Annotated in this window: 13 protein-coding genes; 5 read left to right on the top strand and 8 right to left on the bottom strand. The window is 62.8% G+C overall.

Annotated elements, in window-relative coordinates; translation table 11 throughout:
- Window positions 1–90 precede the first annotated feature (90 nt).
- The 6 genes from WN72_RS16900 to WN72_RS16875 all read right to left on the bottom strand — a co-directional run bounded on the left by WN72_RS16900 (window position 91) and on the right by WN72_RS16875 (window position 7,133).
- On the bottom strand, window positions 91–870 hold the full coding sequence (locus WN72_RS16900) for an NYN domain-containing protein (protein WP_027558871.1): 780 nt from the start codon (window positions 868–870) through the stop codon (window positions 91–93).
- A gap of 53 nt (window positions 871–923) precedes the next feature.
- Window positions 924–2,423 (bottom strand): tripartite tricarboxylate transporter permease, encoded by a 1,500-nt coding sequence (locus WN72_RS16895; RefSeq protein WP_092216983.1) that lies wholly within the window; start codon window positions 2,421–2,423, stop codon window positions 924–926.
- Window positions 2,423–2,905, bottom strand: coding sequence for a tripartite tricarboxylate transporter TctB family protein (locus WN72_RS16890; RefSeq protein ID WP_027558869.1), 483 nt, complete (start codon window positions 2,903–2,905; stop codon window positions 2,423–2,425). Before WN72_RS16890 ends, WN72_RS16895 begins: the two co-directional genes overlap by 1 nt.
- On the bottom strand, window positions 2,902–3,870 hold the full coding sequence (locus WN72_RS16885) for a Bug family tripartite tricarboxylate transporter substrate binding protein (RefSeq protein ID WP_027558868.1): 969 nt from the start codon (window positions 3,868–3,870) through the stop codon (window positions 2,902–2,904). Before WN72_RS16885 ends, WN72_RS16890 begins: the two co-directional genes overlap by 4 nt.
- 116 nt (window positions 3,871–3,986) lie before the next feature.
- The gene (locus tag WN72_RS16880) at window positions 3,987–4,829 is read right to left on the bottom strand and encodes an IclR family transcriptional regulator (RefSeq protein ID WP_027558867.1); all 843 of its coding nucleotides are present in this window, start codon (window positions 4,827–4,829) and stop codon (window positions 3,987–3,989) included.
- 174 nt (window positions 4,830–5,003) lie between these two features.
- Complete coding sequence (locus WN72_RS16875; protein ID WP_027558866.1) at window positions 5,004–7,133, bottom strand: acetate--CoA ligase family protein; 2,130 nt, start codon at window positions 7,131–7,133, stop codon at window positions 5,004–5,006.
- 348 nt (window positions 7,134–7,481) lie between these two features.
- Here WN72_RS16875 and WN72_RS16870 point away from each other — a divergent pair, with 348 nt between their 5' ends.
- The 3 genes from WN72_RS16870 (at window position 7,482) to frc (ending at window position 11,324) form a co-directional block, all read left to right on the top strand.
- Window positions 7,482–8,177, top strand: a complete 696-nt coding sequence (locus tag WN72_RS16870; protein WP_167380903.1) for a GntR family transcriptional regulator — start codon at window positions 7,482–7,484, stop codon at window positions 8,175–8,177.
- A 73-nt stretch (window positions 8,178–8,250) separates the two neighbouring features.
- Window positions 8,251–9,984 carry an oxalyl-CoA decarboxylase gene (gene oxc, locus WN72_RS16865; RefSeq protein WP_027558864.1) on the top strand — a complete coding sequence of 578 codons (1,734 nt, stop codon included), beginning with the start codon at window positions 8,251–8,253 and terminating at the stop codon, window positions 9,982–9,984.
- A gap of 62 nt (window positions 9,985–10,046) precedes the next feature.
- The gene (frc, locus tag WN72_RS16860; RefSeq protein ID WP_027558863.1) at window positions 10,047–11,324 is read left to right on the top strand and encodes a formyl-CoA transferase; all 1,278 of its coding nucleotides are present in this window, start codon (window positions 10,047–10,049) and stop codon (window positions 11,322–11,324) included.
- 799 nt (window positions 11,325–12,123) lie between these two features.
- Here frc and WN72_RS16855 read toward each other — a convergent pair.
- Complete coding sequence (locus tag WN72_RS16855) at window positions 12,124–13,155, bottom strand: IS110 family RNA-guided transposase (RefSeq protein ID WP_092221157.1); 1,032 nt, start codon at window positions 13,153–13,155, stop codon at window positions 12,124–12,126.
- 252 nt (window positions 13,156–13,407) lie between these two features.
- Window positions 13,408–13,599: an OpgC domain-containing protein gene (opgC, locus tag WN72_RS16850; RefSeq protein ID WP_027558862.1), complete on the bottom strand. Its 192-nt coding sequence runs from the start codon at window positions 13,597–13,599 to the stop codon at window positions 13,408–13,410.
- Between the two features lie 33 nt (window positions 13,600–13,632).
- Between opgC and WN72_RS16845 the strand changes: the two genes are divergently transcribed.
- Window positions 13,633–15,498, top strand: a complete 1,866-nt coding sequence (locus WN72_RS16845; protein WP_092217088.1) for an adenylate/guanylate cyclase domain-containing protein — start codon at window positions 13,633–13,635, stop codon at window positions 15,496–15,498.
- Between the two features lie 242 nt (window positions 15,499–15,740).
- Window positions 15,741–16,883 carry an HlyD family secretion protein gene (locus WN72_RS16840; protein WP_092217089.1) on the top strand — a complete coding sequence of 381 codons (1,143 nt, stop codon included), beginning with the start codon at window positions 15,741–15,743 and terminating at the stop codon, window positions 16,881–16,883.
- The last annotated feature ends 329 nt before the right edge of the window (window positions 16,884–17,212 follow it).

Here is a 17,212-nt window from a genome sequence, read left to right as displayed (position 1 = left end):
CAGGGGCAACTCAAATAAAACGGCACTCGTGCTTACGCATTGGGCAACGTCGCCGGCGTTTCAGGCCATGGCGAGCTTGGGCCCTCGCGATCAGCTCTTGGCTTCCTCAGCTTTTCGCCGGGAACGTCGTTTCGGCGCCGGCGCAGCCACCGTCACAGGCTTGACACGTATGCGCACCGATCCCTTTGACTGGTCGAGGTCGAAGGCGTTGGTCTTGCGCACGAGGTCGATCAACTTTCGGGACCCGTAGGTTCGCGGATCGAAATCGGGCGCCAGGTTGGTCACCTGCTTTCCAACGACGCCAAGCTCGACCCAGCCGTCTTCGCTTTCCGCCTGGGTGATGACGTTCTTGATGATTGATGTTGCGGCTTCCGGCGGCTGCAGCGAGCGTGGCGTGGACGCGGCATCTCGATTGTTCACCACGCCGCCGCGCAAATTCTCGGTGTAGACGAACTTTCGGCAGGCCTGCCGAAAGCTCTCCGGCGTCTTCTGCTCGCCGAACCCAAACACGTCGATGCCGTGCTCGCGGATGCGCGCGGCAAGCCGGGTGAAGTCGCTGTCCGACGACACCAGGCAGAAGCCGTCGAAGCGGCCGCTGTGCAGCAGATCCATCGCGTCGATCACGAGCGTGATGTCGGACGCGTTCTTGCCGGTCGTGTAGGCGAACTGCTGCTGCGGGATGATGGCGTGTTTCGCCAGAATGTCGGCCCAGCCCTTCGACCGCGCGTTGGAGAAATCGCCGTAGATGCGACGGACGCTGGCCTCGCCGATTTTTGCAATCTCCTCGAACAATCCATCCGCGATCTTGGCCGACGTATTGTCGGCATCGATCAGGACAGCGAGACGAGGCGAGCGAATTTCCGACGGCATGACGTTCCCCACGGGATGGATGGGAGACTAGCAGATATTCGCGCGACGGATCGCTAATCCTCGTTCGCCTTGAACCGCCCGAGTCCCTTCAGCACGAAGGGCGCCAGCAGCGCGATCAACGCGACGCCAAGCAGCGTTGCCGAGATCGGGCTCTGGACCAGCGTCATGGGATCGCCGAGGCTGATCGCGAGCGCGCGGCGGAGCTGGCTCTCGGCGATCGGGCCGAGGATCAGGCCGACGACGACCGGCGCGATCGGGAAATCGAACCGCCGCATCAGGAAGCCGAGCACACCAAAGCCGGCCAGCATCGACAATTCCACCACGGAGGGCTTTGCAGCGATGGTTCCCATGGTCGCAAAGACGAGAATGCCGGCATAAAGCCAGGGCTGGGGGATCGCGAGCAGCCGCACCCAGAGGCCGACCAGCGGCAGGTTGAGCACCAGCAGCATCATGTTGGCGATGAACAGGCTGGCGATCAGGCCCCAGACCAGGTCAGGCCGCTCGGCGAACAGCAGCGGCCCCGGGTTGAGGCCGTATTGCTGAAAGCCCGCCAGCATCATCGCAGCGGTCGCCGAGGTCGGCAGGCCCAGCGTCAAGAGCGGCACCAAGGTGCCCGCGGCGGAAGCGTTGTTGGCCGCCTCAGGTCCTGCGACACCTTCGATCGCGCCCTTGCCGAACTCTTCGGGATGATTCGTCAGCCGCTTCTCGGTCGAATAGGACAGGAAGGTCGGGATCTCGGCGCCGCCCGCGGGCAACGCGCCGATCGGGAAGCCGAACATGGTGCCGCGCAGCCACGGCTTCCACGACCGCTTCCAGTCCTCTTTGGTCATCCACAGCGAGCCGCGCACCGGCTCGAGCTTCTCCTCGGTGTGGTGACGGCGCGATGCGACGTAGAGCGCCTCGCCCACTGCGAACAGGCCGACCGCGAGCGTCGTCACCTCGACGCCGTCGAGCAATTCAGGGACGCCGAATGCGAGGCGCGCCTGACCGGTCAGCTTGTCGATGCCGACGAGGCCGAGCGTCAGGCCGATGAACAGGCTGGTCAGGCCGCGGACCGGGGAATCGCCAAAGGTCGCCGAGACCGTGACGAAGGCGACGCACATCAGCGCGAAGTAATCCTCGGGGCCGAAGCGCACGGCGAAATCGACCAGCCACGGCGCGAGGAACGCCAGGCCAATGGTGGCGATGGTGCCGGCGACGAAGGAGCCGATCGCGGAGGTCGCCAGCGCCGGCCCGCCGCGGCCGGCCTTGGCCATCTTGTTGCCTTCGAGCGCGGTCGCCATCGAGGCGCTTTCGCCCGGCGTGTTGATCAGGATCGCGGTGGTCGAGCCGCCATACATGCCGCCGTAATAGATGCCGGCGAACATGATCAGCGAGCCGCCGGGGTCAAGCTTGTAGGTGACGGGCAGGAGCAGCGCGACCGTCAGCGCCGGGCCGATGCCGGGCAGGACGCCCACGGCGGTGCCCAGAAACACGCCGATCAGCGCATAGAGCAAATTCATCGGCTGGACAGCGACGGCCATGCCGTGGGCCAGCGCCGCAAAAGTGTCCATCACAGCAATCGCTCCAGCGGGCCGGTCGGAAGGCTCAGCGTCAACAGGCGATCGAACGCGAGGTAGATGAGGGTCGACATCACGAGGGCGATGATGCTGTCGACCAGGATAGCGCGGCGCCCAAACGCGGCCGACGTCGTCACGAACAGCGCTGACGTCGCGAGGATAAAGCCGCCGCCGAAGCCGATGATGGCGATCAGCAGCGCAAGGCCAATGAGGATCAAGACGACGGGCACCGGATCGGCGCTCTCGCGCTCCGGCAGATTGCCACGCAGCGCGTCGACGAAATTACCGATCGCCAGCAGCGCAAGACCGCTGGCGACCACGACCGGCATCGCCTCCGGCCCCATGCCGTACATCGCGGCCGATTGCAGGCCGCGCGCGTCCCAGACCAGCACCGCGGCGAGACCTGCGAGCAGCGCGGCGATGACGATGCCGGCGCGATCGACGCGCCGCGGCTGGACGGGATCGCTTGAGCTCATGACTTGACGAGACCAACCGACTTCAGCACGTCGGTGACACGCACGATTTCCTTCTTCAGGAAGTCAGAGAAGGCATCACCGCCGAGATAGGCATCCTCCCAGCCCTTCTGCTTGAGGATCTCCTTCCAGGCGTCCGACTTGACCATCTTCTCGACCGCGTCGCTGAGCGTCTTCTTCTGCTCCGGCGTGATGCCGGGAGGCGCGACGACCGAGCGCCAGTTGGCGATCACGAGGTCGATGCCCTGCTCCTTGAAGGTCGGAATATCGCTGCCCGGGATGCGCTTCTCCGAGGTCACCCCGATTGCGCGCAGCTTGCCGGACTTGATCTGTCCTTCATACTCACTCAGCCCCGAAATGCCTGCGGTGACCTTGCCGCCGAGGATCGCGGCGAGCGACTCGCCGCCACCGGAGAACGGGATGTAGTTGATCTTCTTGGCGTCCGCGCCGACGGCGCTTGCGAACAACGCGGCCATCACATGGTCGACGCCGCCGGCCGAGCCGCCGGCGAAGGTGACCTTGGCGATATCGGCCTTCACTGCGGCGGCGAGATCCTGCGCATTCTTGATCGGCGAATTCGCGGGTACCACGATCACCTGGATTTCCTCGGTCAGGCGCGCGATCGGCGTCACCTGATCGAGGGTGACCGGCGACTTGTTCATGGCGAGCGCACCGACCATGACGAAGCCGTTGATCATCAGCTGGTTGCCGTCGCCCTTGGCGCCGTTGACGAACTGCGCAATACCGACGCTGCCGCCGGCACCGGGAACGTTGGTGACCTGCACGCTGCGCGCCACGCCGGAGGCGACCAGCGCCTGCTGCATCGAGCGCGCGGTCTGGTCCCATCCCCCGCCTGGGGCCGCCGGCGCCATCAGCTTGAGCTCGAGCTGCTGGGGAAAAGCCGGGCTTGCTGCCGCAAGGGTCAGCGCGATGGCTGCGCCGACAAGGCGCGCAGGGAATTGAAACATCGGGGCAGTCTCCAGGGCTTATGCGGACGTGTTGATCGTGTGCCGCATTGTGTCGTTTGGTCGCATATCAGCCAAAACGACCTATGCTGTCCAGCCGACAGCACCCTGGTTCCTCGCTAGGCGGAGGCGGGCATCACCCCGCCGAGCGCGATGGTCAACTCGCCGGCGACTTCGCGCACGATCTGGCCGATTTCCGGCAATCTGTCGTCGGTCAGGCGGCTGGTCATGCCCGAGACCGAAATCGCCGCGAGCGGCTCGGCGCAGTCGTTATAGACCACTGCGGCAATACAGCGCAGGCCCATGCAGGCCTCCTCATCGTCGATCGCAAAGCCCTGCTTGCGGATCTTTTCGAGCTCCTTGAACAGGTCGCTTGGCCGCACGATCGACTTCTCGGTCAGGCGGGGCATGCCGTGATGGCGGATGACCGCGCCGACATCCTCGTCGGAATAGGTCGCAAGCACCGCCTTGCCAACGCCTGACGTCACCATGGCGACACGGCCGCCGACCTGGGTCAGCGACCGCATGATCTCGCGGCTCTCCATGCGGGTCAGCACGATGATGAACTCATCGTCCACCACGGCAAGATTGGCGGTCTCACGGGTGAGATCGCGCAGCTTCCGCAAGTAAGGAATCGCCTGCGTGGAGAAATTGCGCCGCCGCGCAAAGCTTGCGCCGACGGTGAAGCTGCGGACGCCGACATGCCATTTGGATTCGGCGCGGTCGAACTGCACGAAGCGGCGGCTTTCCAGCGTCGCCAGCAGGCGATGCACGGTCGAGGCGGACAGGCCGGTCCGCACGGCGAGATCGCTGAGGCGATAGCCTTCGTCGTCTTCAGCGAGAGTTTCGAGAATCGACAGCGCGCGGTCGACCGACTGCACGCCGCCGTCACGGCCCTCATGGTCGGCCTCAGCGGCCGGCCTGGGCTCGAGCGATTTGCGCCGGATCACGTTCTTGCTCATCGCGACCTGCCGCTTTGGAGGTTCGTCATTCCGGGATGGTCCGAAGGACCAGACCCGGAATCTCGAGGTTCTCAGGTGCGCAATTGCGCACCATAGTTCGATGCTCCGCATCGCCCCGGAACGACGTACCTGAAGAAATGCCGCTCCGGATCAAGCCGAAGCGGCGTCTTCGTCTCAGAGCAGCCCTGCCCCGCGCGCCCACTTGTACTTGGCGCCGAGCACCTCGACCGGAAGCTCGGTCGAATAGGCGTAGGCCGGGATGCCGTGCTGGTAGAGATATTCGGCGGCTTCCTCGACCTCGACGTCGCCGGCGAGCGAGGCGACCATCGGCTTCACAAAGCCCTTGGCCTCCATCTCCTTCTTCACCTCGACCATGTTGCGGGCGAATACCATCGGCGGGGTGACGATAGTGTGCCAGTAGCCGAGGATCAGCGCGTGGATGCGCTCATCCGACAGGCCGAGCTTCACGGTGTTGACGTAGGTGATCGGCGGCTCGCCACCGGTGATATCCACAGGATTTCCGGCCGCACCGAACGGCGGGATGAACTTGCGGAAGGCCGCGTCGAGATCCGGCGGCATCGACATCAGCGACAGACCGTTGTCGACGCAGGAGTCCGACAGCAGCACGCCCGAGCCGCCGGCACCGGTGATGATCAGCACGTTCTCGCCCTTCGGCGTCGGCAGCACCGGCACGCCACGGGCGAATTCGAGCAGCTGACGCAAGCTGCGGGCGCGGATCACGCCGGACTGCTTGAACACATCCTCATAGATGCGGTCGTTACCGGCGAGCGCGCCGGTGTGCGACGAGGCCGCCTTCGCACCGGCCGAGGTGCGGCCGGCCTTGAGCACGACGACCGGCTTCTTCTTGGAGACGCGCTTGGCGGCTTCCGCGAAGGCGCGGCCGTCCTTGAGGTCTTCGCAATGCTGCGCGATCAGGTTGGTGTTCGGGTCCTGCTCGAAGAAGGCGAGCAGATCGTCCTCGTCGATATCGGACTTGTTGCCGAGACCGACGATCGCAGAGACGCCCATCTTGGCCGAGCGCGAGAAGCCGATGATGGCCATGCCGATGCCGCCCGATTGCGACGACAGCGCCGCGTGGCCCTTGACGTCGTAAGCGGTACAGAAGGTCGCGCAGAGATTGGCGGGCGTATAGTAGAAGCCGTAGATGTTCGGCCCCATCAGGCGGATGTCGTACTTCTTGCCGACCTCGACAATCTCAGCCTGCAGCTCCGGCGCGCCGGCTTCGGCGAAGCCCGACGGAATCAGCACCGCGCCCGGAATTTTCTTCTCGCCGCATTCGGTCAGCGCAGCGGCCACGAACTTGGCGGGGATCGCGAACACCGCGACGTCGATCACGCCGGGCACGTCCTTGACGCTCTTATAGGCCTTGTAGCCGAGGATCTCGGCGGCCTTGGGATGGATTGGGTAGATCTCGCCCTTGTACCCGCCGTTGATGAGGTTCTTCATCACGGAGTTGCCGATCTTGCCGTCCTCGGCGGAGGCGCCGACCACGGCGACCGCCTTCGGCTGCATGATACGGTTCATGGCCACGACGATCTCTTCGGTCGGGCGCGGCTTCGGCTTGGGCACATAGGCGAAATCGACGACGATGCGGACGTCGGCTGCGGTCGCGCCCTTCGGCGTTGCGAACACCGGGTTGAGGTCGAGCTCGACGATTTCAGGGAAATCGGTGACGAGCTGCGAGACCTTGACGATGACGTCGGCAAGCGCCGTGCGGTTCACCGGCTCGCCGCCGCGAACGCCCTTGAGGATCTCATGCGCCTGGATGCCGTCGAGCATCGAGAGCGCGTCCTCCTTGGTCGCCGGCGCGAGGCGGAAGGTGATGTCCTTCAAAACTTCGACCAGCACGCCGCCCAGGCCAAAGGCCACCAGCTTGCCGAACGAGGCGTCGGTGATGGAACCGACGATGACCTCGGTGCCGCCGGCCAGCATCTGCTGCACCTGGACGCCTTCGATCTTGGCATCGGACTTATATTTCTTGGCGTTACCGAGGATGGTCTCGTAGGCCTTCTCGGCCTCCTCGGCCGTCTTGAGGCCGACGATGACGCCGCCGGCTTCGGTCTTGTGGAGAATGTCCGGCGAGACGATCTTCATCACCACCGGGAAGCCCATCGCGGAGGCCATCTTGCCGGCCTCGCCCGCCGACTTGGCCACGCCCTCCTTCGGCACCGGAATGCCGTAGGCGTCGCAGACCAGCTTGCCTTCCGGGGCCGTCAGGCTGGTGCGGTTGTCCGCCTTGACCTGGTCAAGCACCTTGCGGACGGCATCTTTGGAATTGGACATATGGCTTCTCCCTTGACCTAAGTTCGTTCTTTGCAAAGCGCGCGCGTGTTGCGGCTGCCCGTGATGCTTGCCATTCGCCGCGCTCTGTTCCATGCGGCGGAACGGAGTGGCATAAGGCCGACATTACTCCGCCGCCCTGGATCAAAAATGGCTGGCGATGGCATTTGGTATGCCAGAAGCCAACTTGTCAAGTCGCCGCGCGACTTAGAACGCCGCAAAAAATAGGCAGCTTGACATTCTGGCATGTGGTATGCCAAAAACTTTCCCGTTAATAATCCTGTAAAAGACGACTCCCACTGGAGGAGATTCGTCGTGTCACTGCGGAAACCAACCAAGGCGTTGCCGAACATGGCCGAGGCAGATATCGCAATCGTTCGTATTGCCCCGGAGAGCAGCTTCAAGAACAAGGCGTATGACGCCTTGAAGGAAGCCATCCTCAAGATGGACATCTACTCGACGCCCGAGCCGGTGATGCTCGACGAGCGCGCGTTGTCCGAGCGTCTGGGTGTCAGCCGCACGCCGATCCGCGAAGCCATCGCGATGCTGGAGCAGGACGGTTTCGTGAAGACCGTGCCGCGCCGCGGCATCATGGTGGTGCGCAGGACCAAGAGCGAGATCGTCGACATGATCCGCGCCTGGGCGGCGCTGGAGAGCATGGCCGCGCGCCTCATCACCACCACCGCGCGCAAGAAGGACATCACGGCGCTGCGCGACTTCTTCAAGGACTTCGGCAAGGACCGCCTGCCCGAGGATCACGTCGAGGAATATTCGCGCGCCAACATCGCCTTCCACCAGGCGCTGATCTCGCTGTCGGAATCGCCTGTTCTGGTCGATCTCACCAACGACCTCTTGCTGCACGTGCGCGGCTATCGCCAGCTCACGATCGGGCGCAAGGACCGCACCGCGACCTCGCTGCCCGAGCATCTCGCCATGATCGAAGCACTCGAGGCGCGCGACACCGAGCTCGCCGAGAAGCGCGCCCGCGACCACACCCTTGGCCTTGCCGCTTACGTCGAAGCGCACGGCCAGGAACTGTTCACGTAACTGTTCACCTAGCAACCTTCACCAGAAGGGCGAAAAACTCGCCCCACTACTTGAGACCAGGGAGACAAGGCCCATGCTGAATACCGCGACCAAGTCCGAGGCACCGGGCACCGAGCAGGAACTGACGGATGGCTTCCATCTCGTCATCGACGCGCTCAAGCTGAACGGCATCAACACCATCTATAATGTGCCGGGCATTCCGATCACGGATTTGGGCCGCATGGCGCAGGCCGCGGGTATTCGCGTGATCTCCTTCCGTCACGAGCAGAACGCCGGCTACGCCGCAGGCATCGCCGGCTATCTCACCAAGAAGCCCGGCGTGTGCCTCACGGTCTCGGCGCCCGGCTTCCTCAACGGTCTCACCGCGCTCGCGCACGCCACCACCAACTGCTATCCGATGATCCTCGTGTCCGGCTCGTCCGAGCGCGAGATCGTCGACCTCCAGCAGGGCGACTACGAAGAAATGGACCAGCTCGCGATCGCAAAGCCGCTGTGCAAGGCGGCCTATCGCGTGCTGCACGCCCAGGACATCGGCATCGGTTTCGCCCGCGCGATCCGCGCCGCGGTCTCGGGCCGTCCGGGCGGCGTCTATCTCGACCTGCCGGCAAAGCTGTTCGGCCAGGTCATGAACGCCGATGCCGGCCAGAAGTCGCTGGTCAAGGTGATCGACGCTGCGCCCGCGCAGATCCCCTCGCCCGCTTCGGTCAAGCGCGCGCTCGACGTGCTCAAGAGCGCGAAGCGCCCGCTCATCATCCTCGGCAAGGGCGCGGCGTACGCGCAGGCCGACGAGGAGATCAAGAGCTTCGTCGAGAAGAGCGGCGTGCCGTTCCTGCCCATGAGCATGGCCAAGGGCCTCCTCCCCGACACGCATCCGCAGTGCGCTGGTGCGGCCCGCTCGACCGTGCTGAAGGACTCCGATGTCGTCATGCTGATCGGCGCGCGGCTGAACTGGCTGCTCTCGCACGGCAAGGGCAAGAGCTGGGGCGAGACGCCGAAGAAGTTCATCCAGGTCGACATCGAGCCGCGCGAGATGGACTCCAACGTCGAGATCGTCGCGCCCGTGGTCGGCGACATCGGCTCGGTCGTCTCCGCCTTCAACCAGGCGATCGCGACGGGCTGGACCGCCCCGCCCGCCGACTGGACCAAGGCGATCACGTCCAAGCGCGACGAGAACGTCGCCAAGATGGCGCCGAAGCTCATGAACAACAAATCGCCGATGGATTATCACGGCGCGCTCGGCGTCTTGAAGAACGTGATCAAGGATCACCCCGAGGCGATCCTCGTCAACGAAGGCGCCAACACGCTCGATCTCGCCCGCGGCGTCATCGACATGTACAAGCCCCGCAAGCGTCTCGACGTCGGCACCTGGGGCGTGATGGGCATCGGCATGGGCCAGGCGATCGCCGCTGCGCTCGAGACCGGCCATCCCGTGCTCGCGGTGGAAGGCGACTCGGCGTTCGGCTTCTCCGGCATGGAGGTCGAGACCATCTGCCGCTACAACCTGCCGATCTGCGTCGTCATCTTCAACAATGACGGCATCTATCGCGGCACCGACGTCAACGGCGCCAACGACGATCCCGCGACGACCGTGTTCGTCAAGGGCGCGCGCTACGACAAGATGATGGAAGCCTTCGGCGGCGTCGGCGTGAATGCGACCTCGCCGGATGAACTGAAGCGCGCCGTCAACGAGGCGATGGCCTCGGGCAAGCCGACGCTCATCAACGCGGTGATCGATCCGGCCGCGGGCTCGGAGAGCGGCCGCATCGGCAACCTCAATCCGCAGAGCGTTCTGCAGAAGAAGAAGTAAGTCCACCCCTCAACCCTTATTCCCTGCGGTTTGCGGGGGCAGACAGAGTACGGAGCAACACGATGACCAAAGCGCTCACGGGCGTTCGCATTCTCGACTTCACCCACGTCCAGTCCGGACCGACCTGCACGCAGCTGCTCGCCTGGTTCGGCGCCGACGTGATCAAGGTGGAACGCCCGGGCGTGGGTGACATCACCCGCGGCCAGCTGCAGGACATCCCGAACGTGGACAGCCTGTATTTCACCATGCTCAACCACAACAAGCGCTCGATCACGCTCGACACCAAGAACCCCAAGGGCAAGGAAGTCCTGACCGAGCTGATCAAGAAGTGCGACGTGCTGGTCGAGAATTTCGGCCCCGGCGTGCTCGACCGCATGGGCTTCCCCTGGGAGAAGATCCAGGCGATCAACCCGAAGATGATCGTCGCCTCGATCAAGGGCTTTGGCCCCGGACCGTACGAAGACTGCAAGGTCTATGAGAACGTCGCGCAGTGCACCGGCGGCGCCGCCTCCACCACCGGCTTCCGCGACGGCCTGCCGCTCGTCACCGGCGCGCAGATCGGCGATTCCGGCACCGGCCTGCATCTGGCGCTCGGCATCGTCACCGCGCTCTATCAGCGCACGCATTCGGGCAAGGGCCAGCGCGTCACCGCCGCGATGCAGGACGGCGTGCTCAACCTCGCCCGCGTCAAGTTGCGCGACCAGCAGCGCCTCGCCCACGGCCCGCTCAAGGAGTACAGCCAGTTCGGCGAAGGCATTCCGTTCGGCGATGCCGTGCCGCGCGCCGGCAACGACTCCGGCGGCGGCCAGCCCGGCCGCATCCTGAAGTGCAAGGGTTTTGAGACCGATCCCAACGCCTACATCTACTTCATCACCCAGGCCCCGGTCTGGGAGAAGATCTGCGACGTGATCGGCGAGCCCACCTGGAAGACCGACCCGAACTACGCCAAGCCGGCGGCCCGCCTGCCGCGCCTCAACGAGATCTTCGCCCGCATCGAGCAGTGGACGATGACCAAGACCAAGTTCGAGGCGATGGAGATCCTCAACAAGGACGACATCCCCTGCGGCCCGATCCTGTCGATGAAGGAGATCGCCGAGGACCAGTCGCTGCGCGCCACCGGCACCGTGGTCGAGGTCGATCACCCCACCCGCGGCAAGTACATCTCGGTCGGCAACCCGATCAAGCTGTCGGACAGCGCGAGCGAGGTCACCCGCTCCCCGCTGCTCGGCGAGCACACCGACGAGATCCTGCGCAGCGTGCTCGGCTTCTCGGACCACCAGGTCGCCGATATCCACAAGTCCGGCGCGCTCGATCCGCCGCAGAAGCAGGCCGCCGAGTAAGCGGAGCCACTTCAATCAAGACGAAAGGGCCGCCCTCGGGGCGGCCCTTTTTGCATGGGCAAGGTCGTGCGGTCGCAGGCCCGACTCAAAAGTTGAAAACAACCCCATGCACAGTAGCCAACCTCTCGGCCCCGAACGTAATTTCTGATTATACGAATTATTGCTTGACGCGTCGGGCAAAACAGGGGTAATATGGCATCATCCGAAAGAGTAAAACTCGGGTCGAGGGTCCGCCGGTTTCGCATAAGAAAGCTGGAAGCTGCCGGACGAACTCGGCCTGCATGGTTCACTCGGCAATGCGAAGCATCGTCCGGAGACGCACGCTTTGGCGGGCTCCTCACCATGAGGGTCTAAAATCTCGCCGCGAAATGCGACCTCACCCTGAGGGCCCGCCATAGGCGGGCGTCTCGAAGGATGCGCCGCAGAGAAGCTTGTAGGCCATGAACCCATAAATTAACCGGGCGGACAATTCGCCGGAGTCCGCTATGCACCGATAGCGCCTAGGGTTTGCAGCTCAGCTAACTGACGCGATGGGCCATGTGTGGACGGCTCCGGGTTGGCAAGAAGAATCTTCACTTTGCAGCGTGGTCGGAGCAGCCATGTGTTCGGCCTGTTTGTGCGGTACTCATGACCGCTGGCCATAATGCCCTCCGCGGATCAGGTCCCGGTCAATACCTCGCATTCGATGATGCTGTGGCCCATGTGGGTTGTCCTGATCGCCGGATCGACCGGCACTTCATTACGTGCTGTTCGCCTTCCCAACCGTTACGTCACGCCGGGTTTTCCCGTGTGATCTCATTCACGCCGCGAGAGCGGCGGGTTCCTTGTAACGTTCGTTCCTGGCCATCATCGCCCAAGCCATCCGGGCGAGTTTGTTGGCCAGTGCGATAGCGGCAACCTTGGTGGGGCGCCGGGCCAACAATCGAGTGAGCCAGGGCCGATGATCGGTGCCATGGATCTTGGCATAGCGGATCACGGCGAGCGCGCCAGCCGTGAACAGGCTGCGCAAATAGCGATCGCCTTGCTTGCTGATACTGCCAAGCTTGTCCTTGCCCCCGCTCGAGTTCTGCTTCGGCACGAGCCCCACCCAGGCCGAGAAGTCCCGTCCCGATCGGAAAGCCTTGGGATCCGCAATGCTGGCGACCAAGGCTGTTGCCAACGCCGGCCCGACGCCGGGGATCGCGTCCAGCCGTTTGCTCGTCGCGCTTGATCGATGCCAGGCGATGATGCGTCGGTCGAACTCCAGGATTTGAGCCTTCAGTGCCCGCAACTGACTGCCGAGAGCAGCAAGACACGCACGGGCCACCTCGGGGAGCCGGTGGTCGGCTGGATCGGCGACGACTTCCAGCAATTGCTCGACACCCCTGCGTCCGACAGGGGCGATGATCCCGAACTCGGCAAGATAGGCGCGGATTGAATTGATCACGGCAGTCTGCTGGCGGATGAAGAGATGGCGCGCCCGGTGAAGCATCAAACAGCTCTGTTGCTCGACCGTCTTGGTCGGCACGAACCGCATGTTGGGTCTCGTGACTGCCTCGCAAATCGCCTCCGCGTCGGTGCTGTCGTTCTTCTGCCGCTTGACGTAGGGCTTCACATAGGCCGGAGGCATCAATCGCACCGTATGCCCTAACGCCTGCAGCTCGCGGGACCAATGGTGCGATGATGCGCACGCCTCGATCCCCACCAGGCATGGCGGCAGCTTCTGGAAAAAAGCCAGGACGTGCCGGCGCCTCAACTGGCGGCGTATCACCACCTGGCCGGCTGTATCAACGCCGTGCACTTGGAAGACCGACTTCGCGATGTCCAGACCGATCGTCGAAATTGACTGCATAGGCTGCTCCTCCGAATCGTGGGAGCTTTAAACGGCGCCCACTCCTTGGCACTCTCGTGCCCGTGGAGGAGCCGTCCACAGCATCAATTCCGGACTTATGCGCCGCAGCAAACAGCGGTTTTCGGGCTCCATCCTCTATCAGGCCGATGCCGGCGTGGCCGCCTTGGACCGCGCGAGGTGGTCCGGAAAAGCCTTTGAACCTGTTCAATGGTCATTCCAGGCCCACCATGGCCGTCATGCCGGCAACGATGACTAGGATCTGGGTGTCGATACCGCCTTCAACCTGAACAGGAACCAATGCGCGGCGAATGAGAGGAATACCCCGAGGCGGAACATCGGCAACGAATTCTGCCCGATCAGAATGAGCGGGCGCAGCAGGCTTGAGTGCCGCGCCGGCCAGTCGCGCGGGATATAGTGCTGGCCTTGGAAGGCAGGCCCATTCACAAGCTAAGGTGGACCAATGCCGCTACCATCAACATGAGCGATCTCGAACCAAAACGCATCTCGTCCAGCCGAGATAATGCTCGGCTGGGACTGATGCCGACGCTCTTGCTAAGCATGGGTTTGCTTGTGTTGGTTTCGGTCGGTTCAATTCTGGCTTTGAATTGGATCACCGGCCGCAGCGTCGTACAGGAGTTCGCCACCCGCCTCATCGCGCGCGGGCTTACTATACAGGAGATGGCGCTGCGGCGACACCTGGACGCGGCGGTTGATCAGGCAACCTTCATTGCGACAGCAGTCGGCGACGGTCACTATCTATTCTCCGACCCCGGTCTCGGAGATTTCGTGAGTGGCACGATCGCGGCGGCCCCCCAGATCGGCGGGTTCATTCTTGCCGATCCTAACGGCAATGCGTTGCGCGTCGTGCGTGGCAAAACCAATACAGAGTTTCGACTGGACCGTCTGGACATCACCTCGGACCGTCAACTCGCCGAGGTCGCCGACGAGATCCGTACCCGCAAAGACCCGTATTGGGGACCGCCGGTGTATCGCGAGGCAACACAGGCGGCTTCCTTGAATTATCGCGTTCCCATTTGGAAGAGAGATCTATATGTAGGGTTTCTCGCCGTCGCGGTCTCTACCCGGGCCCTGTCAAAACTCTCAACGGAGCTGAGTGATCCGCCGCGTTTAGTGGCCTTCATGCTATATGGGCAGGACCGTGTTCTCGCACACCCGTTTACGGTCGACGGAGACCGCCGACAATCAGAAGATACTCCGTTGCTCATGCTTCGGACATCTGGCGACCGGGTAATCGCAAATTTTTCCAGTTTACCGCCGCTCGACGAAGCCGGAATAGCCCCGCCCGTAGGCATCTTGGCACGTCAACATACGGTCGACGGTGAGCGCTATTTTGTCTTTGCGCGCGAGATCTCCGGATACAGCGACCTGCCGATCACCATCGGTTTCTACGTTCTGGCGCGCGCGGTCGACGCTCCCCTTCGACTCTTCTATTGGGCGTCAATCATCGCTCTTGCCATGTTTGGGGTATCACTGATCGCAACCGCGCTAATGGCTGGGGCAATTACCGGCCCAATCCGACGAGCCGCGAGGGGCGCCGCAGCGATTGGTACCTTTGATTTCGACAAGGTTGCGCCACTGGCACGCAGCCGAATTCGTGAGATCAACGGACTCGCGCAGTCATTCAACGCGATGCTTGATGGCCTGCGGGCTTTCGGCCGCTACGTCCCGCGCACGCTAGTCACGCGCCTCGTCAAAGAAGGACGGGTCGGCGCCGGCACGGAGGAACGAAAGCTCGCCATCATGTTCACCGACATCGTGGGCTTTACGGCGGCATGCGAGAGCATGACTGCTGGTGAGGTCGCCGAGTTCATCAATCAACACCTCGCTCTTGTCGCCGCCTGTGTCGAACAGGAAGGCGGGACCATCGACAAGTTTATCGGCGATGCCGTCATGGCCTTCTGGGGTGCGCCCGGCCGCGTGGACAATCCGGCCGCGTCGGCGTGTCGGGCGGCCACGGCAATACAGCAGGCTATCGCGGCGGACAATGAACAACGGATCGCCACGGGGCTTGAGCCGGTTCGTATCCGGATCGGCGTCCATATCGGGAACGTCATCGTCGGTGACATCGGCGCGCCCAACCGGATCAACTACACGATCGTCGGCGACGCCGTGAACGCAACGCAACGGTTGGAAAGCCTCGGGAAGGTTATTGATCCCGATGCCGAGTCGATCACCCTGATTAGCCGCGAGGTTTTTGAGATGCTCCCGGACGGCTTTCGTTGCATCAGCCGGGGAACGCATCTCGTCAAAGGCAAGCACGAGGGCCTCGATGTGTATCAACTTGTCGACAGACCAAAAGACGTCGCGCGCAATACGGTATGACCCAGTCCGTTAGTGCTTGTTGTCCGTTTGGGCTCACTCGCGTCGCTTTGACAGTGCGCCAACCACTTCCGCTCTTCCCCAACGAGCAGTCATCGAGAGGTCCGTCGGCGTGTCTCAAAGGGGCCATGAGCCGACATGACACAGCCTATACCAGGCGAGAGCCATTCTTGATCTAGATCAAAGGCGCCAGGAATTTCGAGATAAGTCTTGTGACAAGGTCAGGCGTTCCTCAGGAGGCACTGATGGAAATCTTGCTCACATTGACCTACGTGGCGATCTGCGTTGCCATCTTCAAGATTTTCAGAATCCCAGTCAATCAATGGACCCTTGCGACAGCGGCTCTCGGTGGCATCTTCGGCCTTGCGCTCCTGTTCATAACAATGGCCTACAACCAACCGTTTTCGACCAACGCGCGCATTTACTTCACCACTGTGGCCATAATACCTTCCATTAAAGGTCGGGTGATCGAGGTACCGGTTCAGGGCCATACCAACCAGCACCTCGAAGCTGGAGATGTTCTCTTCAAGATAGATCCCAAGCCTTACGAATATGTCGTCGCGGAAAAGCGGGCGGGGCTAGCGGACGCAGAGGCCAATGTCGCCCAGCTCAAGGCGTCCGTCGATCAGGCCGCAGCGGCGACCGCAAAGGCGAAGACCAACCAGGAGCTTGCCCAGATCAATTACGACCGGCAGAAGGAGCTGTTCGAGAAGAACGTGGTCGCGCAAGCGACGTTGGACACCGCCACGCGTAATCTGGATGCGTCAAAACAGGCGACGGCCGAGACTATTGCTGCAGAAGATCGTACCCGGCAAGCGTATGGCGCGACCGTGGACGGTGAACACTCGGCCATCGTGCGTTTACGCAACGAGCTTGCCGATGCTCAATACGATCTAGACCAGACCGTTGTTCGAGCCCCTACAGGCGGCTTTGTCGCCGAGCTGGCACTGCGGCCGGGCGTCTATGTGGTCCCGGCCCCCTTCCGTCCAGCCATGGTTTTCGTCAATGACAGCCCAACGGACCGGGCTTTGGTAGCGGCGTTCCAGCAAAACGCCCTGCAGCGTGTTAATATTGGCAATGAGGCCGAAGTTCTGTTCAAAGCCGTACCGGGTCGTGTCTTCAAGGCCAAGGTCAGCCTCGTGATTGATGTGGTTGCTGCTGGCCAGCTTCAAACCTCGGGTACGCTATATAGTGTCGAGGGGCTGCCCGAAGGCCGGGCTCTTGTTCGGCTTGACCTCGTCGATGACATATCCGGTTACAAGGTGCCGCTCGGCTCGGCAGGCGAGGCCGCCATCTATACCGAACATTTTCACGAGTTGTCACTGTTGCGGAAGATACTTCTGCGTATGCGCAGCTGGCAGAATTATGTCTTCCCCGAAGCGTTATAGGATTATCGGCGGCCTCACGTTAAGCAGATGATCCGAGCGGCGTATGTCTCTTCTGGGTCATTCGCGCCTGGTTCAGCCAACGGCAATTCCGGGCAGAGTCCGCTATGCCGCCGAAAGCGGAAGTAAATTCAGAACATTAGCGGCAAGACTATAAGTCATGACGGTTGATGGCGGAGCCCAGGACGTGATTCAAGCTTCTTTGCCGCCCATCAGTTCGGCGTCGGCCTGATGGCCTTTGCCGCTGGCGTCAGCAGAGATGCGCTGGGGACTTATGTGCCGGCGTTTCTTCTTGCCGGAATCCTCTGCCTGTTGGCTGCCGCGGCCTTTGC

Origin of the sequence: Bradyrhizobium arachidis (genome assembly GCF_015291705.1) — a bacterium.
GTDB classification, from domain to species: Bacteria; Pseudomonadota; Alphaproteobacteria; order Rhizobiales; family Xanthobacteraceae; genus Bradyrhizobium; species Bradyrhizobium arachidis.
Note: the sequence above shows the minus strand (reverse complement) of the source record. Positions and strands in the feature narration are given on the sequence as shown.

What these genes read in the sequence shown, in the direction of transcription:
- WN72_RS16900 (WP_027558871.1), bottom strand. Translation starts at nt 870, where the DNA reads ATGCCGTCGGAAATTCGCTCGCCTCGTCTCGCTGTCCTGATCGATGCC.
- WN72_RS16895 (WP_092216983.1), bottom strand. Translation starts at nt 2,423, where the DNA reads ATGGACACTTTTGCGGCGCTGGCCCACGGCATGGCCGTCGCTGTCCAG.
- WN72_RS16890 (WP_027558869.1), bottom strand. Translation starts at nt 2,905, where the DNA reads ATGAGCTCAAGCGATCCCGTCCAGCCGCGGCGCGTCGATCGCGCCGGC.
- WN72_RS16885 (WP_027558868.1), bottom strand. Translation starts at nt 3,870, where the DNA reads ATGTTTCAATTCCCTGCGCGCCTTGTCGGCGCAGCCATCGCGCTGACC.
- WN72_RS16880 (WP_027558867.1), bottom strand. Translation starts at nt 4,829, where the DNA reads ATGAGCAAGAACGTGATCCGGCGCAAATCGCTCGAGCCCAGGCCGGCC.
- WN72_RS16875 (WP_027558866.1), bottom strand. Translation starts at nt 7,133, where the DNA reads ATGTCCAATTCCAAAGATGCCGTCCGCAAGGTGCTTGACCAGGTCAAG.
- WN72_RS16870 (WP_167380903.1), top strand. Translation starts at nt 7,482, where the DNA reads ATGGCCGAGGCAGATATCGCAATCGTTCGTATTGCCCCGGAGAGCAGC.
- oxc (WP_027558864.1), top strand. Translation starts at nt 8,251, where the DNA reads ATGCTGAATACCGCGACCAAGTCCGAGGCACCGGGCACCGAGCAGGAA.
- frc (WP_027558863.1), top strand. Translation starts at nt 10,047, where the DNA reads ATGACCAAAGCGCTCACGGGCGTTCGCATTCTCGACTTCACCCACGTC.
- WN72_RS16855 (WP_092221157.1), bottom strand. Translation starts at nt 13,155, where the DNA reads ATGCAGTCAATTTCGACGATCGGTCTGGACATCGCGAAGTCGGTCTTC.
- WN72_RS16845 (WP_092217088.1), top strand. Translation starts at nt 13,633, where the DNA reads ATGAGCGATCTCGAACCAAAACGCATCTCGTCCAGCCGAGATAATGCT.
- WN72_RS16840 (WP_092217089.1), top strand. Translation starts at nt 15,741, where the DNA reads ATGGAAATCTTGCTCACATTGACCTACGTGGCGATCTGCGTTGCCATC.